The sequence below is a fragment of the Streptomyces sp. Ag109_O5-1 genome (assembly GCF_003814875.1).
GTDB lineage: Bacteria > Actinomycetota > Actinomycetes > Streptomycetales > Streptomycetaceae > Streptomyces > Streptomyces sasae.
The window spans coordinates 7,742,050-7,764,603 of record NZ_RKQF01000001.1 but is presented as its reverse complement, the minus strand read 5'-3'; the positions used below and the strand labels follow the sequence as shown (position 1 = coordinate 7,764,603).

At 71.8% G+C, this 22,554-nt stretch carries 23 protein-coding genes, 1 tRNA gene and 1 pseudogene; 3 read left to right on the top strand and 22 right to left on the bottom strand.

Translation table 11 applies throughout. From position 1 onward, the window contains the following. Positions 1 to 3: 3 nt before the first annotated feature. From EDD90_RS35275 to EDD90_RS35250, 7 genes are all read right to left on the bottom strand, one after another. Positions 4 to 690, bottom strand: a complete 687-nt coding sequence (locus EDD90_RS35275) for a hypothetical protein (protein ID WP_123976920.1) — start codon at positions 688 to 690, stop codon at positions 4 to 6. Beyond that, positions 687 to 1,100, bottom strand: a complete 414-nt coding sequence (locus tag EDD90_RS35270; RefSeq protein ID WP_123976919.1) for a thioesterase family protein — start codon at positions 1,098 to 1,100, stop codon at positions 687 to 689. Before EDD90_RS35270 ends, EDD90_RS35275 begins: the two co-directional genes overlap by 4 nt. A gap of 6 nt (positions 1,101 to 1,106) precedes the next feature. Beyond that, complete coding sequence (ettA, locus tag EDD90_RS35265; protein WP_123976918.1) at positions 1,107 to 2,771, bottom strand: energy-dependent translational throttle protein EttA; 1,665 nt, start codon at positions 2,769 to 2,771, stop codon at positions 1,107 to 1,109. Positions 2,772 to 2,994: 223 nt separating this feature from the next. Then, entirely contained in the window at positions 2,995 to 3,402 is a 408-nt protein-coding gene (locus EDD90_RS35260; protein WP_123976917.1) for an NUDIX domain-containing protein, read from the bottom strand. Positions 3,403 to 4,092: 690 nt separating this feature from the next. Beyond that, entirely contained in the window at positions 4,093 to 4,275 is a 183-nt protein-coding gene (locus EDD90_RS35255) for a hypothetical protein (protein ID WP_260328316.1), read from the bottom strand. A gap of 115 nt (positions 4,276 to 4,390) precedes the next feature. After that, the gene (locus EDD90_RS55805; protein WP_185149338.1) at positions 4,391 to 4,546 is read right to left on the bottom strand and encodes a hypothetical protein; all 156 of its coding nucleotides are present in this window, start codon (positions 4,544 to 4,546) and stop codon (positions 4,391 to 4,393) included. A gap of 479 nt (positions 4,547 to 5,025) precedes the next feature. After that, positions 5,026 to 5,247, bottom strand: a complete 222-nt coding sequence (locus tag EDD90_RS35250) for a hypothetical protein (RefSeq protein ID WP_123976915.1) — start codon at positions 5,245 to 5,247, stop codon at positions 5,026 to 5,028. 215 nt (positions 5,248 to 5,462) lie between these two features. On the opposite strand from EDD90_RS35250, the gene EDD90_RS35245 reads away from it, so the two are divergent. Further along, positions 5,463 to 6,479 carry a DNA-directed RNA polymerase subunit alpha gene (locus EDD90_RS35245; RefSeq protein WP_123976914.1) on the top strand — a complete coding sequence of 339 codons (1,017 nt, stop codon included), beginning with the start codon at positions 5,463 to 5,465 and terminating at the stop codon, positions 6,477 to 6,479. Between the two features lie 167 nt (positions 6,480 to 6,646). Here EDD90_RS35245 and EDD90_RS35240 read toward each other — a convergent pair whose 3' ends face one another. From EDD90_RS35240 to EDD90_RS35215, 6 genes are all read right to left on the bottom strand, one after another. Further along, positions 6,647 to 7,408 (bottom strand): glucose 1-dehydrogenase, encoded by a 762-nt coding sequence (locus EDD90_RS35240; protein WP_123976913.1) that lies wholly within the window; start codon positions 7,406 to 7,408, stop codon positions 6,647 to 6,649. 171 nt (positions 7,409 to 7,579) lie between these two features. Then, positions 7,580 to 7,825 (bottom strand): hypothetical protein, encoded by a 246-nt coding sequence (locus EDD90_RS35235; protein ID WP_123981987.1) that lies wholly within the window; start codon positions 7,823 to 7,825, stop codon positions 7,580 to 7,582. Positions 7,826 to 7,900: 75 nt separating this feature from the next. Beyond that, a complete protein-coding gene (locus EDD90_RS35230) occupies positions 7,901 to 9,316 on the bottom strand; it encodes a Cys-Gln thioester bond-forming surface protein (protein WP_123976912.1) in 1,416 nt (471 codons plus the stop codon). Between the two features lie 405 nt (positions 9,317 to 9,721). Beyond that, the gene (locus EDD90_RS35225) at positions 9,722 to 10,186 is read right to left on the bottom strand and encodes a single-stranded DNA-binding protein (protein WP_123976911.1); all 465 of its coding nucleotides are present in this window, start codon (positions 10,184 to 10,186) and stop codon (positions 9,722 to 9,724) included. 329 nt (positions 10,187 to 10,515) lie between these two features. Then, entirely contained in the window at positions 10,516 to 12,510 is a 1,995-nt protein-coding gene (locus tag EDD90_RS35220) for a GTPase (protein WP_398928675.1), read from the bottom strand. Between the two features lie 39 nt (positions 12,511 to 12,549). Then, on the bottom strand, positions 12,550 to 14,157 hold the full coding sequence (locus EDD90_RS35215) for a dynamin family protein (protein WP_123976909.1): 1,608 nt from the start codon (positions 14,155 to 14,157) through the stop codon (positions 12,550 to 12,552). 321 nt (positions 14,158 to 14,478) lie between these two features. Here EDD90_RS35215 and EDD90_RS35210 point away from each other — a divergent pair. Continuing rightward, positions 14,479 to 14,554: transfer RNA gene (locus EDD90_RS35210), tRNA-Arg, on the top strand. A gap of 141 nt (positions 14,555 to 14,695) precedes the next feature. Here the strand turns inward: EDD90_RS35210 and EDD90_RS56460 are convergent. From EDD90_RS56460 to EDD90_RS35195, 3 genes are read right to left on the bottom strand one after another with little or no spacing between them, the layout of a single operon-like run. Next, positions 14,696 to 14,884, bottom strand: a complete 189-nt coding sequence (locus EDD90_RS56460; RefSeq protein WP_123976908.1) for a hypothetical protein — start codon at positions 14,882 to 14,884, stop codon at positions 14,696 to 14,698. Next, positions 14,881 to 15,414: a MarR family winged helix-turn-helix transcriptional regulator gene (locus tag EDD90_RS35200; RefSeq protein ID WP_123976907.1), complete on the bottom strand. Its 534-nt coding sequence runs from the start codon at positions 15,412 to 15,414 to the stop codon at positions 14,881 to 14,883. The genes EDD90_RS56460 and EDD90_RS35200 overlap by 4 nt, the downstream gene beginning before the upstream one ends. Then, positions 15,411 to 15,857, bottom strand: a complete 447-nt coding sequence (locus tag EDD90_RS35195) for an SRPBCC family protein (RefSeq protein WP_260328314.1) — start codon at positions 15,855 to 15,857, stop codon at positions 15,411 to 15,413. The genes EDD90_RS35200 and EDD90_RS35195 overlap by 4 nt, the downstream gene beginning before the upstream one ends. Before the next feature lie 209 nt (positions 15,858 to 16,066). Here EDD90_RS35195 and EDD90_RS35190 point away from each other — a divergent pair. Continuing rightward, positions 16,067 to 16,999: pseudogene (locus tag EDD90_RS35190) on the top strand (FtsX-like permease family protein); the annotation flags it as partial. 31 nt (positions 17,000 to 17,030) lie between these two features. Here the strand turns inward: EDD90_RS35190 and EDD90_RS35185 are convergent. From EDD90_RS35185 to EDD90_RS35160, 6 genes are read right to left on the bottom strand one after another with little or no spacing between them, the layout of a single operon-like run. Continuing rightward, positions 17,031 to 17,342, bottom strand: a complete 312-nt coding sequence (locus EDD90_RS35185; protein ID WP_185149337.1) for an acyl carrier protein — start codon at positions 17,340 to 17,342, stop codon at positions 17,031 to 17,033. 59 nt (positions 17,343 to 17,401) lie between these two features. Next, entirely contained in the window at positions 17,402 to 17,638 is a 237-nt protein-coding gene (locus EDD90_RS35180) for an acyl-CoA carboxylase epsilon subunit (RefSeq protein WP_123976904.1), read from the bottom strand. Next, positions 17,635 to 19,242 carry an acyl-CoA carboxylase subunit beta gene (locus EDD90_RS35175; RefSeq protein ID WP_123976903.1) on the bottom strand — a complete coding sequence of 536 codons (1,608 nt, stop codon included), beginning with the start codon at positions 19,240 to 19,242 and terminating at the stop codon, positions 17,635 to 17,637. Before EDD90_RS35175 ends, EDD90_RS35180 begins: the two co-directional genes overlap by 4 nt. Further along, positions 19,239 to 20,105 (bottom strand): 4'-phosphopantetheinyl transferase superfamily protein, encoded by an 867-nt coding sequence (locus EDD90_RS35170; RefSeq protein WP_123976902.1) that lies wholly within the window; start codon positions 20,103 to 20,105, stop codon positions 19,239 to 19,241. Before EDD90_RS35170 ends, EDD90_RS35175 begins: the two co-directional genes overlap by 4 nt. Further along, a complete protein-coding gene (locus EDD90_RS35165) occupies positions 20,102 to 21,415 on the bottom strand; it encodes an MFS transporter (protein ID WP_260328313.1) in 1,314 nt (437 codons plus the stop codon). Before EDD90_RS35165 ends, EDD90_RS35170 begins: the two co-directional genes overlap by 4 nt. Continuing rightward, the gene (locus tag EDD90_RS35160) at positions 21,412 to 22,287 is read right to left on the bottom strand and encodes an alpha/beta hydrolase (protein WP_185149336.1); all 876 of its coding nucleotides are present in this window, start codon (positions 22,285 to 22,287) and stop codon (positions 21,412 to 21,414) included. Before EDD90_RS35160 ends, EDD90_RS35165 begins: the two co-directional genes overlap by 4 nt. Positions 22,288 to 22,554 lie beyond the last annotated feature (267 nt).

Sequence of the window (22,554 nt, the reverse complement as noted above, 5' to 3'; positions counted from 1 at the left end):
CCTTCAGCGCACGGTGACGCCGAACGCGCCGAGTCCCGCCCGCCGTACGGCGATCGACCCGAACGGCGTGCGCAGCCGCAGCCACGCCCCCGCGGACAGCAGCACAGCCTCGGCCTCGGCCTCGCCCCCGCCTTCCGGCCGCAGGAAGCCCAGCGACTGGGCCGCGTGCACGGCCCGTACCGGCAACGGGGTCCCGGCGACGGTCCGGGACCAGATGTCCCGCCCGATCCGGTCGAGTTCGGCGCGGGTACGGCCGTCCGGCCCCAACTCCTCGGTACGGGCCCGGAATTCACCGATCGCGGCGGCCACCGTCGCCCGCAGCGCCTGCGGCACGGGCAGGCCCGGCTCCGGCTGCCAGCCACCGCGCGGCGGCAGCACACCGGCCCACGGCGGCCCGGTCACCGCGCCCGGCACGGCGGCGGTGGCGGCCGACTCGTCCACCGACTCCAGCAGCTCTCCCGCCGACACGGTCACGTCGAGGGTGACGTCGAGCCCGTCCTCGTACGGTTTCGCCAGCCGTACCGCGCGGATCGCCAGCACCTCGAAGGAGGGCGGGCGCCCGAAGACGGCGAGCGCGGTTCCGGCCGCCTGCAGACGCACCGCGGCCGAACGGTCGTAGCGGAGCAGCCGGGAGAGGAAGGCCGCGAGATCCGCCGCCTCCCCGTCGTCGGCCAGATGGAGCACCGTCATGCGGCGACGGCCTCGTCCTTGTCGTCGTCCCGGTACTCCGAGAGGAAGTCCCGTTCCTCGGCGGTGAGCCGTCGGGGCCGTTCGGTCTCGAAGTCGAACGGCACGACCACCGTCGATGCGCGTACGTAGACCAGGTCGTCGTCCTTCACCTCGTAGGTGACGGTGAAGGACGCGGCCCTGATCTCGGTGACCCACAGCTCGATGTCGACCGGGTGGTGCCGGTGGACGAGCTGCCGCTTGTAGTCGATCTCGTGGCGCGCCACGACCGACCCCTGCTTGAAGTCCTTGTCCGGACGGAACAGCCAGTCGATCCGGGCCTCTTCCAGATAGCGGACGAAGACCGCGTTGTTGACATGGCCGTACGCGTCCATGTCGGACCAGCGCAGGGGGCAGCGGTAGATGTGGCGCAAGATCGATCAGCCCCGGGTCAGCTTCTTGTAGGTGGCACGGTGCGGACGGGCGGCGTCCGGGCCGAGCCGCTCGATCTTGTTCTTCTCGTACGACTCGAAGTTGCCCTCGAACCAGAACCACTTGGACTCGCCCTCGTAGGCGAGGATGTGGGTGGCGACCCGGTCGAGGAACCACCGGTCGTGGGAGACGACCACGGCGCAGCCGGGGAACTCCAGCAGCGCGTTCTCCAGGCTGCTGAGGGTCTCGACGTCCAGGTCGTTGGTGGGCTCGTCGAGGAGCAGCAGGTTGCCGCCCTGCTTGAGGGTGAGCGCGAGGTTCAGGCGGTTGCGCTCACCGCCGGAGAGGATCCCGGCCGGCTTCTGCTGGTCCGGACCCTTGAACCCGAAGGCGGACACGTACGCGCGCGACGGCATCTCGACCTGGCCGACGTTGATGTAGTCGAGCCCGTCGGACACGACCTCCCACAGCGTCTTCTTCGGGTCGATGTTGGCGCGGCCCTGGTCGACGTACGAGATCTTGACGGTCTCGCCGACCTTGATGTCACCGGAGTCCGGCGTCTCAAAACCCTGGATCATCTTGAACAGGGTGGTCTTGCCGGCGCCGTTCGGGCCGATGACGCCGACGATGCCGTTACGCGGCAGCGTGAACGACAGCCCGTCGACGAGGACCTTCTCGCCGAAGGCCTTGTTCAGCTTGTCGACCTCGACGACGATGTTGCCGAGCCGCGGGCCCGGCGGGATCTGGATCTCCTCGAAGTCCAGCTTCCGCATCTTGTCGGCTTCGGCGGCCATCTCCTCGTACCGCGCGAGACGGGCCTTGGACTTGGCCTGGCGCCCCTTGGCGTTCGACCGCACCCACTCCAGCTCTTCCTTGAGCCGCTTCTGCCGCTTGGCGTCCTTCTGGCCCTCGACCTTGAGACGGGTGGCCTTGGTCTCCAGGTAGGTGGAGTAGTTGCCCTCGTACGGGTAGGCGCGCCCGCGGTCGAGCTCGAGGATCCACTCGGCGACGTTGTCGAGGAAGTACCGGTCGTGGGTGATGGCGACGACGGTGCCCTCGTACTTGGCGAGGTGCTGCTCCAGCCAGTTCACCGACTCGGCGTCGAGGTGGTTGGTGGGCTCGTCGAGGAGCAGCAGGTCGGGGGCCTCCAGCAGCAGCTTGCACAGCGCCACACGCCGCCTCTCACCACCGGAGAGGGTGGTGACGGGCCAGTCGCCGGGCGGGCACTCCAGCGCGTCCATGGCCTGCTCCAGCTGAGCGTCGAGGTCCCACGCGTTGGCGTGGTCGAGCTCCTCCTGCAGCTTGCCCATCTCGTCGAGCAGGGCGTCGGAGTAGTCGGTGGCCATGAGCTCGGCGATCTCGTTGAACCGGTCGAGCTTCGCCTTGACCTCGGCGACACCCTCCTGGACGTTCTCCAGGACGTTCTTGTCCTCGTTGAGCGTGGGCTCCTGCATCAGGATGCCGACGCTGTACCCGGGCGAGATGAAGGCGTCGCCGTTGGACGGCTGCTCGATCCCCGCCATGATCTTCAGCACGGTCGACTTACCGGCACCGTTCGGACCGACGACGCCGATCTTGGCCCCGGGCAGGAAGTTCAGGGTGACGTCATCAAGAATCACCTTGTCGCCGTGCGCCTTGCGCGTCTTGCGCATGGTGTAAATGAACTCAGCCAAGAGAAACCGTCCGGCAGCTTGAAATCTGGCAGTGGGCAGATACACCCCATCTTGCCTGACGTCCAGCCTTGGGTGTTAACCCGTTTGGTCCGGGGGCTGTGACCTGGGGTTTCACAGCCGCCCACGGTGACCTGTCTGTCACTGTGGGTCGCCGCCGAGTGACCTCGTGGAGCCTCGGACGGCCCAGGAGGCAGCCGTCACGCGCCGTACAGCGGTCACGGGATCAGGAAAGCCGCCCGGCCTCGTGAAGCGCGTCGAAAGCCAGCTCGTCGACGGCCGAGACCCGATCCCGGTCGGCATGGCGGAACCACGCCTTCTCGGCGATCTCCCTCGACGGGGTCAGCTCACCGCGGTGATCGGCGGTGTAACAGATCATCCGGAAAGGGCCGTGATCAGGATGACCCTCGCCGATCTCGAAAGTGCCGAAGTGCACCATGGAGGCGGGGTCGATCGCCGCCCGCAGTTCCTCGTCGATCTCCCGCACCAGGGTCTCGTCGTCGGACTCGCCCGGCTCACGATGACCGCCCGGCAAGTAGAAGCGATCTCTGCCGTGACTACGCGTCACCAGCACCCGGTCGTCCCGAACCAGGATCCACGCCACCTTCTCCGGCACATCGCCGCCGTTCGCCATGGCTCGGGACCGTATCGGAGGGCGTCGTCCGCGTCAGCACCGTCCAGCGCGGTTCAAGTGCGAGGACTCCGCGCCCGAAAGACGTGATGCGCCGCCCGTAGCACCAAGATCAGCACCGTGACCGCCAGCGCGCCGTTGAGAGTGTCCGTGATCATGACGACGGAGTGGGACGCGCGCAACAAGCTCGGCATCCTGGCTCCGATCAGCTCCAGGCCCATGAGGAGGGGGAGCCATGCCCAAAAGAATCGCATGCTGTGATCGGGGCTCTTTCCCTTCCGAACCTCGGTCCGCTCCCACCACCGGGTGCCGAGACTCATAAGGACCAGTGCGCACCCCATCGCGACCACGGACCAGTCCATGAACCGCAGCATCACCACTCCTTTATCGGGAGGAGGATCCTCCTCCCACGCGTGTTCACGGTCAAGGGACCGGCACCCCGCAGGGGCCCTGGTCGGCCCTTGTGCGTCCGTGGCCCATGCGCTGGTCCGGCGTCGTTGCTGTACCGCAGCGGGCTCTGTCGCTCCCCCGGGCCGTTGTCAGTGGCGCTTGGTAGCTTTCCTGGCGGAGTGAGACCGGTCAGAGAACCTTCGAGGTCCGCGGTCAAGGGGGGGTGGGCACAAAGGTCCCCGGGAGCCACCTCGGGACCCATGTCGCATGCCGTGGATCCCCACCCCCCTCATCCTGGTCGGCCTACAGGCCGCCAAGTGCCTCGTAAAGGCTGCCGTAGATGCTCCAGCAGGTGACGCTGCCGTCCTCGTTCAGGCTGCCCGTGTACCAGTCTTCGTCGTTGACGGCTTTCACCAGACAGAGCCCGTGGAATCCCAGGACGATCTCGGGGCGGAGCTGCTCGCTCTGTGCCGGCCGGCCCGTCACGACGCGGTCGGTGTCGAGGGGTCCGGCCTCCTGGTCACCGGAGACCTTGCGGATCTCCTCCAGTGTCCGGCCCGCCGTCCAGGAAGTAGGACCAGACGGGACCGTGCGGGGGCGGTCAGCCGGGTGCCTGCCATTCGTCGAGGCGGATCTTCAGCCGGCGGTTGTGGTCCGCGTGCCAGATCACCTCGCCGGTGCCGGTAGCGCCCAGGGCGGCCAGTTCCATGCGGTGGGGCATGGCGGTGATCTCGGCGAGTCCGACCGCGTTCGGCACGCCGTCGAAGAGGAGGAAGACGCCGAACGGCTGTCGGCCGACAACTGGGGCCGTGGCGGTCCCCGGCGAGGCTGCCTTGCTCCTCCAGCGGCGTCTCCATGCCGGAGGCGGACATCGGGCGCGGTGTCGTGGAAGCGGGGAAGTCGGGGACCGGCCATATCGATGGTCTGGAAGGCCGTCGTGGTGGCGCTGTCATCGTGAGTTCGACGTCACGGTGACATCGGATCCTGCTAAGCCGCCTCGGAGCGCGCGTCAGGTATGCCCGGGGCGAGCGCCTGTCCCTCCTCAGGCAGGAAGGTCATGTCTTCCCCGAAGTCCGGGGCCTGGAAGGGGTTTGTCGCCGGAGGCGGCGACGCCGCGGTGGCGCGGCGGGACTGCCCTTCCAGGGCGGAGAACAGCGACGTGGGATCGATGGGAGGTCTCGCTTTCGTTACAGGTCCCCGAGGGGGCCTGGCGTGCCGTGACCGGGCACAGCGGTCCTACAGCTTGGTCATTTTGGCGTACGGGCTCAGGATCCGCATCTGGGCCGAGCCGAAATCCACGAGTGCCGCGATTCCGTCCTCGACGCCGATCACCCGGCCGAGGCCGTACATGTCGTGTGTGACCTGGTCACCGACGGCGAAGTGCTTGAGAGCCGGGGTGACCGGAGCCTTGAAGGGGCTGGTGGGCAGATGACGCTTCGGTGCAACAGGCTTTGTCATTGCCCTCAGTATGCGCCAACGAGCCGCACTCGTGGCCGAGTCTCACAGGCCGGACAACCGATCATCGGACCCCGATCCGGCGGATGCTGCGCCCGCCGACCGGTCGGCAGACGGGCCGGGTCGGGCGGTTCGGCTTCAAAGACGGCCGAACCGCCCGTACCCTTCGGGGACTACGGCGTCACATAGCGGGCGCCAAACACTGGAGGCAATACCCCGTGCTGATTGCTCAGCGTCCCTCGTTGACCGAAGAGGTCGTCGATGAGTTCCGCTCCCGGTTCGTGATCGAGCCGCTGGAGCCGGGCTTCGGCTACACCCTCGGCAACTCCCTTCGCCGTACCCTCCTGTCCTCGATCCCCGGCGCGGCTGTCACGTCGATCCGGATCGACGGCGTGCTGCACGAGTTCACCACCGTGCCGGGCGTCAAGGAGGACGTCACCGACCTGATCCTCAACATCAAGCAGCTGGTCGTCTCCTCGGAGCACGACGAGCCGGTTGTGATGTACCTGCGCAAGCAGGGTCCGGGTCTGGTCACCGCCGCCGACATCGCGCCGCCGGCCGGTGTCGAGGTGCACAACCCCGACCTGGTCCTCGCCACGCTCAACGGCAAGGGCAAGCTGGAGATGGAGCTGACGGTCGAGCGTGGCCGCGGTTATGTCTCGGCCGTGCAGAACAAGCAGGTGGGCCAGGAGATCGGCCGGGTCCCGGTCGACTCCATCTACAGCCCGGTGCTGAAGGTCACGTACAAGGTCGAGGCGACCCGTGTCGAGCAGCGCACCGACTTCGACAAGCTGATCGTCGACGTCGAGACGAAGCAGGCGATGCGTCCGCGTGACGCCATGGCCTCGGCCGGCAAGACCCTGGTCGAGCTGTTCGGTCTCGCGCGCGAGCTGAACATCGACGCCGAGGGCATCGACATGGGCCCGTCCCCGACGGACGCCGCCCTCGCCGCCGACCTGGCACTGCCGATCGAGGAGCTGGAGCTCACGGTCCGCTCCTACAACTGCCTCAAGCGTGAGGGAGTGCACTCGGTGGGTGAGCTCCTGGCACGCTCCGAGGCGGACCTCCTGGACATCCGCAACTTCGGTGCGAAGTCCATCGACGAGGTCAAGGCGAAGCTGGCCGGCATGGGCCTGGCCCTCAAGGACAGCCCGCCCGGATTCGACCCCACCGCTGCCGCCTTCGACGCGGACGACAACGGGGGCTCGGGGTTCGTGGAGACCGAGCAGTACTGAACACCGCCCCGGCTCCCTGAGAGCCCGGTCGAGGTGGCGACGGTGGACGCCGTCCCTGCCCTGGGCCACGACAGCCCCCTCGGAGTTGTTCCGAGGGGGCTGTTCCCTGCGCGTCCGTACCCGGGTGGCTCGGCGGGCGCTCCGAACGCCCGCCGTCGGCCCCGGTGTCAGCTGGTGACGCCGCCGTCGACGACGAGGTCGTGGCCGACGACGAAGCTCGACTCGTCGGACGCCAGCCACAGCACCGCGTTGACGATCTCCTCCGTGGTCGCGACGCGGCCGATCGGCACCGTCGTGGCGAGCCGGGCCGCGCGATCGGCGTCGGTCTCCCCGGGACGCAGCGACATGCCGGTGTCCGTGGCGCCGGGGCTCACCGCGTTGATGCGCACGTTGTCCTTGATGTGGTCCAGGGCGGCGACCCGGGTGAGGGTGCTCACGGCGGCCTTGGAGGCGGCGTAGGCGGCCATGCCGGGGCGGCGCCCGTGGTAGCCGATGTTGGACGCGGTGTTGACGATGACGCCACCGCCGTGCGCCCGCATGTGCACGATCTCCTGCTGCATGCTGAGCAGGACGCCGGTCAGGTTGACGTCCAGCACGGCCTGCCACGCGGCCAGGTCCAGGTCGCCGACCGGGGCGGGCCTGCCGAACACACCCGCGTTGTTGTGCGCGACGTGCAGGCCGCCGTGGCGCTCCACCGTGGTGCGCACCAGGCGCTGCATGTCCTCGGGCCGCGTGACGTCGGCGACCACGGCGCTCGCGGTGCCGCCGTCCTCGCCGACGAGCCGCACGGTCTCCTCGATGGAGTCCGGCCGGGCTCCGGCGGCGACCACAGCGGCACCCTCACGGGCGAAGGCCCTGGCGCTGGCCCGGCCGATACCGGCTCCGGCCCCGGTGACGACGACGACCTTGTCCTTGAATCGGGCGGTCATGGAAGCGCTCCTCGGTACGTGCCGTGACGGATGGGAATTCAGGGTGCCCGGACCGGCGGGCAGCGGTGGTGACCCGGCGTCAGGCATGGGTGAGGCAAGGCCCCTGGCTTCCGTCACCCCGTCAAGAAGGCGCAAGGGCGCCCGAACGCGCCAGTGTCACGGTCACCTTGATCAAAAACCGTCGGCGCGTTTCGCATGACGGTTCAACGGCACGGCGGCGAACAGTTCCAGGTGCGCGCAGTTCGGGCAGCGGAAGGCATCGATCTGCCATTGCGGCAGGCCCCGCGTCCTGGCTATGCCCATCAGGCCCCGGTCGATGAGGCTTCCGAACCAACGCGCATCCCCGCGGGCGCCTTGACCGGTGTCGCCGACAAAGCCCTGCTCAAGCCCGACATGACCGCACTGGGTGCACCGCATGTTGTCCACCGGAGGAGTGTAGGTGGGGACCACGTGTCGGTGCCGGTGAGTTTCAGGCAGTCACAGGGGACCTGGTCAGTCGTTCGTCGGGTTCTCCCGCTGACGGAGGATCACCAGGACCGCGCCGCCGATCACCACCAGGCCGATGGCCACGCCCGTGATCACGCCGGTCGCGGAGTCGCCTCCGGTGGCGGCCAGGTTGACGGCGCCGGTGGTGCCGCCCACCGAGGCGGGGCTGGGCTCGCTGAGGGTCTGGGTGGTGAGGTCGGCGTCGGTCCCCTGGGTCTTGCAGTCGAGGACGCCGGTGAAGCGGCGTTCCAGACCGTTCGGGGCGGTGATCGTGAAGTCGTAGGGCTGGTCCTCCTGGAGCGGGATGGTCACCGTCCGCGAGGCGTTCGCCGGGATGGTGTGCTTGGTGCCCATCAGCTCGAAGGTGAACGGCTTGTCCCCGGTGTTGGCCGCCGTGATGTCCACGCCGCCCCTGGCGCAGTTCTTCTCCGCCGACAGTGCCGGTATCGCGCCCTCGTCCGCCCAGGTCGCGTTCGCGGTCGCGGTGACCGTGGACTCGCTGGAACCGGCCAGGATCTGCGTCTGGCTGCGGCTCTCGGAGGTGAAGGCGCGGCCGACCGGGACGGTGGTGGACGCCTGGACCGACAGTTCGGCGGAGCCCGCTTCACTGCCGGCCGTGTGGGTGGTGCCCCCGGTCGTGTCGTCGTCGGGCACCTTGAAGTACAGGCGGCTGCCGTCCTGCACGGTGGTGACGGGCTTACCCGTCTTGTCGGCGATCTTCACGCCGCTGAGGGCCGCGTCGGACGGCGGGATCACGGTAACCGTGCGGGCGTTGGTGTGGACCGTCACCGGGCCCAGCAGGCCGCCCGGGCGGCCCGACACGGCCGGCGGGTCGAGGATCAGGGAGGCCTGCGGCTCCGGCTGGTCGCGGGCGCTCTTCTCCAGGTAGGCGGCGAGCTTCTCGGCCTGCGGGTCGACCGCGTCGACGTCCGCGCCGTCCGAGTAGCGCCAGATCGCCACCTGGGTGCCGGCCGCCGCGTCCTGCTCGGTGAGGCTGCCGGCCCCGGCCTTGCGGGCCAGCGCGGCGAGGTCGTTGACCTGCGGGTAGGAGTTCTGCAGGATCCAGCGGATCCGGCCGGCGTTCTTGTTGGCGCCCAGCGAGGTGCCGCTCCAGGCCGTCTCGTGGTACTTGGCGTCCCGCTGGGTGGGGTTGTGCAGGTCGACGCAGTACGTCTGGAGTGTGCCGCCGCCGTCCACGGACATCTCGAACAGGCCCGCGGCGACCTGCTCGTCGCCGCTGTCGCCGTGGACCACGGCCTCGCCGTAGGTCTTCAGGCCGCTTATGGTCGCTGTCGCCCCGCCCTGGCTCTGGGCGGTCCCGTCGTCCGCCGCCGCCCGGCCGGCGCCGGTCAGCACGACGGCGGCCACCAGGCCGGACGCCAGTGTCCCGGCGGCGAGGCGGGCGACGCCTCTCGCGGGCACGGCCGTACCGGAGTGCCTGGCGGACGCGCGGGCCGCCGAGGAACCAGAGAACGCAGCGAGCACAGAATTCCCCTTCGAGCAGGACCCGTTGGCCGCAGGGCAGTCCCACCAGCAGAATCAGCGGCCCCAGGGGCCATGCCCGGCATCCTATGGATCAGCCGGACCGGCCCTTCGCGGTGAGATGGTCGGATGAGCGATCCGATCCGCAATCGTTATCGCGGAGCCTCGGGCGGTCAGGGCTTATCGACAAATCCGCCGGGTCGTCCTGGCAGGCACTTCTGAGCGCATTCGCCGATAAGCCGTCAATGAGCGGTCATTCGCCCGCAGTTCGGCAGGTCCATGGCGAACGGTGCGTGGCACGGGCCGACTTGCGGGCGGGCTTGCGGGCGGGCTTGCGGGCCGACGTCACGTCACCGCCACCGGTTCCGGCTGCTGTCGGGCGGCGTCGGGGGACTCCGCCGGTGTCTCCCAGTCCGGTTCCGGGCGGGGCGGCGCCGGTGCCGCCGTCTCCGGCCTGCCGGTCCGCCGGAAGGCCGCCGTACCGCGTGCCAGGTCGTGGCCGATCGCCACCGCGTCGATGTCGGCGGAGGCCCGCTGCTGGCCCTCCCGGGTCTCGGTGCGCACCTTCAGCCGCCCCTGTACGACGACCGGGTCGCCGACCGACAGCGAGGTGGCCGCGTTGGTGGCGAGCTGCCGGTTGGCCCACACCGTGAAGAAGTTGGTGTGGCCGTCCGTCCAGGTGCTCTTCTCGCGGTCCCAGTAGCGCGAGGTCACCGCCAGCCGGAACCGGGCCGACGGACCCGCCGCCAGCTCCCGGAAGACCGGCTGCGTCGCCACGTTGCCCACCGCGCAGACCATCGTCTCGTTCATCACGAACCCCTCCCTCACCCGGCCGCCGGGACCGGGCGGATCCACGTACGGGCCGTCCCGTACGGCTGTGTCCACCGCGGCGACCGGGTACGTCGAGTACGTCCGCGCTCGTGATGTGCCGAGTGCGTCCGCCGCGCTCGTGGTGATCGCCGCGGGACCAGACTGCCGCCGCCGGGCCGGGCCCGCTGCGGGCTGTGGACGGCCCTCGGGGCTGTGGAGAACTCCGTCACCCGCGCGAGTGAACCCCGTACGCCCACGGGGGCGCGTCCCCCGGAACGCGCCGGAACACGCCAAGCCGCATCGGGTCATGTCGGATCACGTCGGAGAGATCACCCCACCCCGGCCCCCGCCCGCGTCACCCGCCCGTACTGCTCGCGCACCTCCCGGTACCGCAGCAGCTCCGCAGCCACCGGGTCCAGCACCCGGGCCCGGCCGCAGCCGGCCGCCGCCTCCCGCAGTCGGCGCTCCGCCTCCAGGCCGTACCGCCGGGCCGGCCCCCGTGCCGCCATCCGGCATCCCCACTCGACCAGCGGTCCGCCGACGATCCCGGCGATCATCAGCAGCACCGGAATGCCCAGGTTGGGTGCCATGAACCCGGCGATCTGCCCCACCAGCCACAGCCCTCCCACCACCTGGAGGAGCGTCATGGCGGCCTGGGCGAACACCGCCACCGGCCACCAGCCGGGGCGCGGCGGGCGCCCCGGTGGCAGCCCGGCCTGTGCGGCGAGTTCGTCGAGCGCCTCCGAAAGGCCCTGCGAGCCGCGTACGGCCGCCTCGCGCACCGCCTGCGCCCAGGGCGCGGGCAGTCCGGCCGAGGCCCGGTCGGAGACCGTGCGCACCGCCTGTTCGACACGCTGCCGGGCGGTGGCCTCCTCCTCCGGCTGGGGCCTCTGCAGGCGTCCGGTGGGCGCGTCCGCGCGCTTCTGGTGCCAGCGCCACAGCCGCAGCCAGGGCGTGCCGCAGGCCCGGTTGGCGTTGCGCAGCCAGGCCCGCTCGGCGGCCTCGCCGGCGGCGGTGGCGCCCACCGCGTCCGCGAGCCGCGCGGCGAACTCGTCGCGTGCCTCCTCGCTGAGCCCGGCGCGCCGTCCGGTGGCGTAGACGGGGCGCAGCCGGTCCGCGGCGGCGTCCACGTCGGCGGCGATCCGCCGGGCCGCCGCGCCCCGTTCGGCCACGAACTGGCCGAGCATCTCGCGCAGTTCGCCGACGCCGTCGCCGGTGAGCGCGGACAGCGCGAGCACGGTGGCGCCCGGTTCCCCAAACTCGCCGAGCGCGACGCCGTCGTCGTCGAGCAGCCGGCGCAGATCGTGCAGGACCAGGTCGGCGGCGTCGCCGGGGAGCCGGTCGGTCTGGTTGAGGATGACGAACATGACCTCCGCGTGGCCGGCCATGGGCCGCAGATAGCGCTCGTGGAGGACGGCGTCGGCGTACTTCTCCGGGTCGACGACCCAGATCACCGCGTCGACCAGTTTCAGGATCCGGTCGACGTGTTCGCGGTGCTGGACGGCCGCCGAGTCGTGGTCGGGCAGGTCGATGAGGACCAGTCCGCGCAGTTGCGCGTCCGCCTCCGGGTTGTGCACGGGGCGCCGGCGCAGCCGGCCCGGGATGCCGAGCCGGTCGACGAGGGCCGCGCCGCCGTCGCTCCAGGTGCACGCGATGGGCGCGGCGGTGGTGGGGCGCCGTACGCCGGTCTCCGAGATGGCGACTCCGGCGAGCGCGTTGAACAGCTGGGACTTGCCGCTGCCGGTGGCGCCGGCGATGGCGACGACGGTGTGCTGTCCGGAGAGCCTGCGCCGGGCGGCCGCCTCGTCCAGGACCCGGCCGGCCTCGGCCAGGGTGTGGCTGTCGAGGCGGGTGCGGGAGAGGCCGACGAGTTCGCGCAGGGCGTCGAGGCGGGAGCGCAGCGGGCCGTCGTACGCCAGCGGGACGGGGGCCGGGGCGCCCGGGCCGCGGGTCTCCAGGACGGGGACGGCGGGTTTGGAGGTCTCGGTGACCCGGCGGGCGATGAGTCCGTCGTCCCAGGCGTCCTCGGCGGTGGCCGGGTCGCCGTCGGCCGGCTCTCGTTGCTCCCGCACGCGTGCGTGCGGGACGTTCTCGGTCTCGGCGGCGGGGTGCGCAAGGTCTGCGGGCGGCTCGCCCTCGGTCCCGTCCCGGCCCTGCGCCGCGTCCCCTGCGGAGTCCGGCGCGGCGCCGGGTGCGGGGGCGTGTACCGGGGCGTGTGCGGGCTCCGGTACGGCGTCCGGCGCGGAGTCCGCCGCGGTCAGACCGCTGTCGAAGCCACTGGTGTAGTCACCGGCGTACTCACCGGTGTGATCCAGGCGTTCCATGTGATCCGTGTGGTCGTGGTCAGTGACGGCGGTCACCGGTCACCTCTCCTTCTGGAGGACGGACAGGGCGGCGATGAGCTCGGCTTGGGGTTCGGGGTGGACGTCGAGGGCGTCGAGCGGGGCCAGGCGGCGTTCGCGTTCGGTGTGCACGACGCGGTCCACGTGTTCGGTGAGCAGCCGTCCCGCGCGGTCACGCAGCCGTAGCGCACCGTGGGCGCCGACACGCTCGGCGAGCCGCTCCCCCGCCTCCTTGGTGCGGCGGCCGCCCAGGAGCGCGGTGGCCACGAGGGCGGCGACGGACTCGGAGTCGGGCGCGACGCTGCGGTCGAGCTCGCGCACCTCGTCCTCGGCGTACTCCTCCAGTTCGCGCCGCCAGCGCCGGACGGCGAGGCCGATGCGGTGCTCGGCGCTCTCCAGGGAGGGGTCGCGGCCGCTGAGCCCGGGAGCAGCGGACGCGGGCTCGCGGCGCCAGGCGTCGTCGACGCGCTCGTCGGCGGCGGTGACGGCGCACAGCAGCAGCGCGGCGAGGCTCTCCACCAGGGCGTCGAGGAGTTCGCCGGCGGCGCAGTCGAGGGGGTAGGCGCGCCAGCGTTTGAGGGCGTCGCCGGCGAGCACGGCCCCGCTCTGCAGCCTGCTTCGCACGCGCGCGTGCTCGCTGTCGTACGCCGAGTCGACGGCGGAGGTCAGGCGCAGCGCGGCGGCGTGCTGGGCGGCGGCCGCCCCGGCCAGTTCGGGCATGCGGGCCTTGAGGGAGTCGAGGACGCCGTGGGCGGTGCGGGCCAGGATGTGGGTGCGGGCGCCGGGGTCCTGCGCCTGGTGCACGAGCCAGGCCCGCAGCGGGGCCACGGCGGTGGCCGGGAGCAGCCCGCCGCCCCACGCCGACTCGGGCAGCTCGGGCACCGTGAACCGGGGTAGGTCGCCGAGTCCGGCCTTGGTGAGGAGGGCGCCGTACTGCCGGGCGACCTCGGAGACGACCTGGTGGGGGACCCGGTCGAGGACCGTCACCAGAGCGGCCTTGTACTCCTTGGCGGTGCGCAGCAGGTGCCAGGGGACGGCGTCGGCGTAGCGGGCGGCGGTGGTCACCATCACCCAGACGTCGGCGGCGCACATGAGCTCTGCGGCGAGGACGCGGTTGTCGACGATCAAGGAGTCGATGTCGGGGGCGTCGAGGAGGGCGAGGCCGCGCGGGAGGCTGTCGGCGGTCTCGACGCGGAGTACGCGCCCGGGGTTCTCGCCGGGCAGGAGGAGGTCGTCGCCGGGGTCACGGTTCGGTACCCAAACGCGTGTGAGGTCGGGCAGCACGCGCATGCCGCTGAACCAGTGATGATCTTCCGGATGGCAGACCAGCACCGGTGTGCGGGTGGTCGGCCGCAACACGCCCGCCTCACTGACGCGGCGGCCCACCAGGGAGTTGACGAGGGTCGACTTGCCGGCGCCGGTGGATCCGCCCACGACCGCCAGCAGCGGTGCGTCGGGCTCTCTGAGGCGGGGCACCAGATAGTTGTCGAGCTGTGCGAGCAGTTCGTCGCGGTTGGCACGCGCGCGTGGAGCCCCCGCCAGGGGCAGCGGGAAGCGTGCGGCGGCGACACGGTCGCGCAGGGCGGAAAGTGTGTCGAGCAGCTGGGGCCGTACGTCCAAGGTCACCACATGCGAAGAATGCCCAATTTTAGGGGAATTCTGAAGCATATAGACATGTCTGCGTGCCGACAGGACACAACGGGCGGAAGGGACTACTGGGACGGAGGCACAGTCCAGGCATAACGAGTGCACAACACCCGGTGCGTCAGACACCAAAAGCGGTGCACGATTCGTACCTGCCTGCGATTATCAGGACCGCTTCACCGAACCTCCACATTGAGCCACGGAGGCGAAGCAGCAGGGACGAGGATCGGGGAGTTCTATCCTTGTCCCCGGCAGCGTGGCGGACCCGCCCACACCAGGGCAGTGCGTACGAGGCCAGCACTACCGGCCCCCGTAGCTCAGTGGATAGAGCAGGCGCCTTCTAAGCGCTTGGCCGCAGGTTCGAGTCCTGCCGGGGGCGCCACCCGCGGTCCGCACCGTCCGGGAATCGCCGCAGGTCACAGCCTCTCCCCCAGAGCGTGAAGCGCGAGCGGCCGGCCACCGGGGCGAGCCCTGCGGGAACACCTGGAACTTGGCCGATCTCCGCTCAAGGGTTACAGGGACGTCACCCGCCGACACGCAGGTGGTGACCCCAGTAGCCCTGCCACTGGCCGTAGTACGCAGTCAGACGTTCGAACTCCCGCTCGTCCACACCGTGTCCCCGGTACCGGCGGCCCTGCTGCCGGCGGACGCCCCGCTGTTCGTCCTGGAGGCGTGTCTGCCGCTGCCTTCTGCCGCCTGGTGCTCTTCTCACTCCTCGCGGTCGTCGGCGCGACCTGCGCGGTGCTCGCCTCCCGCGCCCGCGACCACCGGCGTCGAGGGGTGGGCCGCAGCCGAGCCGGGCGGGGGCGCGAGGGCCAGCAGCGCCTCGACGAAGGCGGCCCCGTCCGGCGCCGGCTCGAAGTACGCGCCGTCGACGGACTCGACGGCCTCGATGGCCTTCCGGGCGAGTGCCAGTCCCTCCTCGGTGACGTACAGGCGCTTGATGCGGGTGTCGTACGGATCCTGCTCGCGCCTGATGAGCCGCTTGGCCTCCAGAGCACGGGCGACCTGGGAGGCGGTCATGGCGTCCATGTCGGTGTGCTCGGCGAGTTCGCGCTGGCTGGGCGGCTGTCCGTCACGGCCGAGCCACCAGGTGCTGGCCAGCACGACGAACTGCGGATGGGTCAGTCCCAGGGGACGCAGCACGCCCGCGACGGCCCGCTGCCACCTGAGTGTGACGCGCCAGAGCAGGAACCCCGGGTTGCTCCAGGGTCCCTGCTCCCGCGGCTCGCGAGGAGTCATCCGCGCTGCCCGGCGGCCTTGGCCAGGGCCTCCATGGCCTCAGGGAAGTCCTCGGTTATCTGCGGGCCGAGCTCGGGCCCCAGCGCCGCGGCGGCCGGCCCCTCGATCTCCAGCCGGTGCGTGATACGCGTCCCGCCCTCCGGCAGGGCGACCAGCCGGTGGACGAACCGCAGCGTGACCGCGTCCGGGATCACCGTCTCATCGGTGAAGCCCTCCCCCGGCACGGCTTCCGTGATGGTGAAGGGCAGCGGGTCCTGCCCCTCCGGCGTCATCGTCCCGGTCGTGCCCGCCGTGAACGCCCCGTCCAGGGTCACCTGCACGATCCCCGTGTCCCACTCGGGCCAGGTCGCGACATCCGCGTAACGCGCCCAGACCTGGGCCGGGGTGACATCGGCCTCGACAGCGTGCTCGAACTCCCACATACCGCCTACCCCCAAAATCATATGTGCACTTATAGTCAGTGTGCATATGAAACCCGGGAGGTGCAACTAGGCACCGCCCCGCGGGAGATGGCCGCGCCACCACCAGGGCCTGCCCACGACGCGCTGCCACGAGGGCGTGCCCACGTCGCGCCACCACCAGGGCGTGCCAACATCGCGCCGCCCTGCCGGTGTCACGCGCGGAGGTAGGCGAGGACCGCCAGCACCCTTCCACCCCGGCGGGTGCGGCGGGCTTCGACGCGGCGACCCTGCACAGGCTGCGCGAGGTGCCGGGCGCCGTCGTGTCCGCCACCTCGTCGAGCGCCGTCTACCGCCTGGAGGACGGTGTTGCGCTCGTCAGGGACGAGGCCCGCGCGGCGGACCCCGGTGCGCTCGCCGCCACCACCCGGCTGCCGGTCGTGGCCGGGAGGGCGGGCGATCTCGACGACGGTTCGATCGTCGTCAACGAGGAGTGGCGGCAGCACACCCTCGGGCAGCGGGTACGGGTGTGGGTCGGCGACGGTACGCGCAGGACGCTGCGGATCGTCGCGGTGATGGCCGCCGGGACCGGCGGCAACGGCGTCTATCTCACCCCGCGCAACGCCGCCGGCGCGCCCGTCGACCGGGTCGACGTGGCGCTCGTCGACGGCGCCGGCCCGGGCGCCGTGGCCGCGGGGCTGCGGGCCGCGGTGGGCCCCGGGGGCGGGCAGGTCCGCTCCGGGGACCAGTGGGTGCGGGCCGGTCGCCCGGAGACGAACAGGACGACCCGGACCGGCTTCCTGCTGGTCCTCGGCATCGCGCTCCTGTACACCGGCATCTCCGTGGCCAACACCATGGTCATGGCGACCTCCGACCGGGTGCGCGACCTGGCGGTGCTGCGGCTGGCCGGGGCCACCCGGTGGCAGGTGCTGCGGCTGGCGGGCGCCGAGGCCCTGACGGTCGTGGCGGTCGGCGCGCTACTGGGGCTGCTCGTCGCCGCGGCCGATCTGGCGGGCATGTGGGGTGCCCTGGGGCTGCTGTCGGTGCGGACAACGGTCGCGCTGCCCTGGCCGGCTCTCGGCACGACCGTCGGCGCCTGTGCGGTGCTCGCGGTGGTCTCCTCCGTCGTACCCGCCGCGGTCGCCCTGCGCCGGGGGGCCGTGAAGTCGGCGGGTACGAGGGAGTGAGCCACCGCGGGGCCGCGGTTGTGCCGGAGGTTCAGGACCGGTCGACCAACTCGCTCAGGGTCGCGGCCAGTTCGCCGACCGACTGCTCGCGCAGGAGGTGGTGGGCCGGGACCGGGATGTTCAGGGCCGACTCCAGGGTGCGCTGGAGGGTCAGGGCCGTGAGGGAGTCGAGGCCCTGGGTGTGCAGGGGGCGGTCGCGGGCGATGCGGTGGGCCGGGGGGATGTCCAGGTGCCGGGCCAGGTTCCGGCAGAGGAACAGTTCGAACACCTGCCGGCGGTCGTCGTCGGGGGTCTCCCGCAGCGCGCCCAGGTTCAGCGCGCTCGTCGTCGGTATGACTGACACGGTCTCGTCGTCCTTTCGTCCGGGGTGGGTGTGGCCGGGTACCGAGCCGGGGACCGGCATCACGCCGCGCGGGCGCCCGCGATGTGCCAGCCGCGGGGGTCGCGGTGGATCGCGAGGCGTTCCGGGCGGTGCCAGCCGGCCACCGGGCGGGGTGCCAGGGGGCTGGGGTCCGCGGCGGCCAGGGCGGCCGCGCGGGCGAGCAGGACGGTGGTCAGGGCGGCGAGCTCGGCGGGGCTCGCCTCGCCCTTCACCACCTTGATGACCAGGGCGCCGTCCGCGCCCTCCGCCGCGCTCACTGCGGCGGGTTGCCGTGCTTGCGCGACGGCAGGTCGGCCTGCTTGCTGCGGAGCATCGCAAGGGCGCGGATGAGGGTGGAGCGGGTCGCCCGCGGGTCGATGACGTCGTCGATCAGCCCGCGCTCGGCCGCGTAGTAGGGGTGCATCAGCTCCGACTGGTACTCCTTGATCTTCTGGGCGCGGGTGGCCTCCGGGTCGTCCGCCGCCGCGATCTCCCGGCGGAAGATCACGTTCGCCGCGCCCTCGGCGCCCATCACCGCGATCTCGTTGGTGGGCCAGGCGAGGGCCAGGTCGGTGCCGATCGAGCGGGAGTCCATGACTATGTACGCGCCGCCGTAGGCTTTGCGCAGGACCAGGGAGATCCGGGGGACGGTGGCGTTGCAGTAGGCGTAGAGGAGCTTGGCCCCGCGGCGGATGATGCCGTTGTGCTCCTGGGCCACGCCGGGCAGGAAACCCGGTACGTCGATCAGGGTGACCAGCGGGATGTTGAAGGCGTCGCAGAACTGCACGAACCGCGCGGCCTTTTCACTGGCGTCGATGTCCAGGACACCGGCGAAGGAGGCCGGCTGGCTGGCGACGATCCCGACGACCTCGCCGTCCAGCCGGGACAGCGCGCACACCACGTTGGTCGCCCAGTCGGCGTGGATCTCGAAGTAGTCGCCGTCGTCGACGATCTCCTCGATGACGGTACGGATGTCGTAGACCCGGCCGGGGTCCCCGGGGACCAGTTCCAGGACCCGGTCGGTGCGCCGGTCGGCCGGGTCCGTGGCGGGCGTCCGGGGCGGCAGCTCGCGGTTGTTGGACGGCAGCAGCGACAGCAGGTGCCGTACGTCCTCCATGCAGCTGCGGACGTCGTCGTAGGCGAAGTGGGCCACGCCCGAGGCGCTGGCGTGCACGTCGGCGCCGCCGAGGTCGTTCTGGGTGATCTCCTCGCCGGTGACCGCCTTGACCACGTCGGGTCCGGTGATGAACATCTGGGCGATGTCGCGGACCATGAAGACGAAGTCGGTCAGGGCGGGCGAGTAGGCGGCGCCGCCCGCGCAGGGGCCGAGCATCACGCTGATCTGCGGGATCACCCCGGAGGCGCGGGTGTTGCGCTGGAAGATGCCGCCGTAGCCGGCGAGCGCGGAGACGCCCTCCTGGATCCGGGCGCCGGCGCCGTCGTTCAGGGACACGAGCGGGGCCCCCGCCGCCACGGCCATGTCCATGATCTTGTGGATCTTCTGGGCGTGGGCCTCGCCGAGGGCGCCGCCGAAGATCCGGAAGTCGTGGGCGTACACGAAGACGGTACGGCCGTGGACCGTGCCCCAGCCGGTGATCACGCCGTCGGTGTAGGGGCGCTTCTTCTCCAGGCCGAAGCCGGTGGCGCGGTGCCGGCGCAACTGCTCGACCTCGGTGAACGAGCCCGGGTCCAGGAGCAGTTCGATGCGTTCGTGGGCGGTCAGCTTGCCCTTGGCGTGCTGGCGCTCGGTGGCCTTGGGGTCGTGGCCCGTGCGGGCCAGGTCCTTGATGGTCTGCAGTTCGGTCAGCCGGTCGACCTCGCAGGCGTCCGGGGTGTCCGGGGCGGTCTCCAGCACGGGACTTTCGGGATCGGTGACGGTCATGATGCCTGGGCCCTTTCCTTCCTGTTCCTGGTGTCGATGAGGGCGTGCGTCTGGACGGAGGACGGGTTGTGGGCGCGCAGCACGGTGCGCAGGCCCGGTTCGACGGTGGCGATCCGCTCGACGGCGTCCCGGGCGTAGAGCCACTCGGCGGGCACGGAGTACATGGAGACCCGCCAGTCCTTGTCGCCGGCCGCGGCCGCGGCGCCGACATGGCCGTCGCACAGCGGTACGTTGCGCACCGCCCAGCCGGTCGGACGCCAGGACTCGGCCGCCTCGCCGAGGTAGTCGATGTCGGCGGCACGGGCGAGGCCGGTGCCGAGCCCCTTCAGATAGGCCTCCTTGCGGGACCACAGCCGGGCGAAGGCCATCTGCCGCCGGTCCTCCGACAGCCGGGTGATCTCCTGCTGTTCGGCCGGGTGCAGCGAGGACAGACAGGCCTCCACGGTGGACGGTGACGGCAGGACCTGGACGTCGACGCCGACCCGGGTGCGCGCGATCGCGACCATGGCCAGACCGTGGCTGTGCGAGAGGGAGAACTCGGGGGCACCCGGCAGGTCGACCAGGACCGGGCGGCCGTGCCGCTCCTCGCACTCCTCGCACCACTCCCGGCCGAGGGGCAGCCGCTGCGGCGCGACACCGGTGTAGACCGACAGCACCCGGCGCAGCCCCACATGGGCGGCGGCGTACATCTGCCGGTCTTCTTGCCGGCGGTAGGCCGCGGCCCGCCGTCGCTCCTCGATGTCGAGTTCGACGACCGGTACGTCACGTTCCGAGGCGGGCGGCGGCAGCAGCCAGATGTGCAGGTCCGACGCGCCCACTTCCAGGGTGGAGCGCGGGGCGTTCGGTACGACGGGGAGGTTCACGGGCGGCTCCCGGTTCCGGTGGTGTGGGCCGGCGTCCGCACGGCCGGGGATCGCCCGGCGGGCGCGTCGCCGCGGTCGGCGGCGGCCGCGACGAGCGCGGCGGCCAGTGAGATCAGGCCGCCCGCCCAGAGGGCGGAGCGGGTTCCCAGGTAGTGGGTGGCGGCGCCGACGAAGACGGCGCCGAGCGGTGCGGTGCCCTGGAGGATCAGGGTGTAGACGGCCATGACACGGCCCCGGTGGGCGGGGTCGCTGCCCAGCTGGACGCGGTGGTTGGCGGCCTGGGCGAAGTACAGGGACGCGAAGCCGGTCGGTACGAGCAGCACCAGTGCCGTCGGCAGGTTCGGCGCCCAGCCGGTGGCCGCGGCGAGCGCGCCGAAGGCGCAGGCCCAGCCGGTGACCAGGCGGGCCGAGGGGCGGCTGCGGCGCAGGGTGCCGGCGAAGGCGGCCAGCAGCGAACCGGCGGCGAGCGCGGCGGTGAGCAGGCCGAAGGACGCGGCGTCCGTATGGAACACGGTGCGTGCCATGAGCGGCAGGGTGAGCTGGAGGTTCAGGCCGAACAGGGCCACCGCCGCGACCAGGGACAGGGTGGCCACCAGGTCGGGGCGCGAGCGGAGTTCGGCCAGGCCCTCGACGACCCGGGCGGGGCCGGCGGCCGGGCGGGGCGGGCGGTGCAGCTCCTCCGGCCGCATGGCGCGCAGCCCGGCCACGGTGGCCGCGTAGCTCACCGCGTTGAGGAGCATCACGGTGCCGGTGCCGGTGGCCGCGATCAGCAGCCCGGCCAGGGACGGGCCCAGCACCCGCGCGATGTTGAAGTAGGCGCCGCTGAGCGCGGAGGCGTTGGGCACCAGGTCGGGTCCGACGAGCTCGGCGATGAAGGACAGCCGGGCGGGCACCTCGACGGCGCCCGCGACGCCGAGGGCCGCGGCGAACACGCAGACCTGCCAGAGCCGGGCGCCGCCGGACACCACCAGCAGGCCGAGGGCCAGCGCGAACACCCCGGAGACGACGTTGGCTCCGGTCAGCAGGGCGCGCTTGTCGTGGCGGTCGGCGAGCCGGCCGCCGTACAGGGTCAGCAGCAGCATCGGTGTGAACTGCAGCGCGGTGACGGTGGCGAGTGCGGTCCCGGAGCCGCCGGACAGGTCGAGGACGAGCCAGTCCTGGGCGACGACCATCATCCAGGTGCCGGTGGCGGAGACGACCTGGCCGGCCGCGAAGAGCCGGAAGTTCCGCACGGTCAGCGAGCGCAGGCTGCCGGTCAGCAGCCGGCGGGCCGGTCCTTCGGCCATGGCCCGTGTCATGTCACGTGTCATGGCCCGTCCCGCTCCGGCAGGCACTCCTCGAAGAAGGCGAGCGCGCGCAGATGGTAGGAGCGGGCGGTGCGGCCCAGGCTGATGTTGTGCCCGGCGTCGGGCTGCCGGTCGACGACCACCCGGGGCGCGGCGCTGAGCCGGGCCCGCAGGTCGTCGAGGGCGTCGGCGTCGTGCCGCCACCACAGCTCGTGCTCGGCGAAGGTGAGCCGTACCGGGACGCGGATGTGCGGGGCGAGCGCGTCGAACACCCCCGGCCAGTCCGACGCGGCACTCAGCTCCCGCTCGGGGATGGGCTTCACCAGGGTGGCACTGTGCTGGAAGGTGGCCGGCGGATACAGGGCCAGCCGGCCCCAGTTGTACTTCCAGCGGGCCCGCTCGGGTCCGGCGAGCAGTTCCGCGGAGCGCGGGGCGTAGCGGTGGCCGCAGCCGGAGATGTCCAGGCCGAGGAGTCCGGCCGGCGGGGCTTCGGCGGCCAGGGTCAGGGCGAGTTTGCCGCCGAAGGAGTGCGCGAGCAGGAACGTTCCACCGCCGATGTCGTACTCGGCGCCGAAGCGGTCGAGCGCGGCCCGCAGCACGCGGGCCTGCCCGGCCAGGTCCAGGCCCTCGGGGAGCCCGGTCGCGGAGTCGCCGTAACCGGGCCGGTCGACGGCGAGGACCGCGAACCCCAGATGCGCCCCCAGTGCGCAGAGGGAGGCATCGGGCTGCGCCCCGCCGTCGAAGTACCCCGCGCTCATACCGGCACCGTGCAGGGCGACCACGGTGGCCCGCGGCGGGCCCTCGGGTGCGCTCAGCAGGGCCGACAGGGTGTGCCCGGCGGCGTCGAGCGTGATCCGCCGCACCCGCGGGCCGACGGACAGGGACGCGGTGCCCATGGGATCACCCCACCTCCGGGGAACCGAACCAGTGGTGGAGGGCGACGACCAGGGCGTCCACGGAGGTGGCGAGGTCCGTGCGGGTGGACGCGGGGGCGGGCGTGGCGGAAGCGGGGTCGGAGGCGGCGCCCGTGGGCCGGGGGGCTGTCGGGGCGGCCGCCGTACGGGGATCGGGTGCGCCGGTGCCGGACAGGACGGCCTCCGCACGAGGATCGGCTGTACCGGCGCCGGACAAGGCAGCCGCCGTACGGAGATCGACTGCGCCGG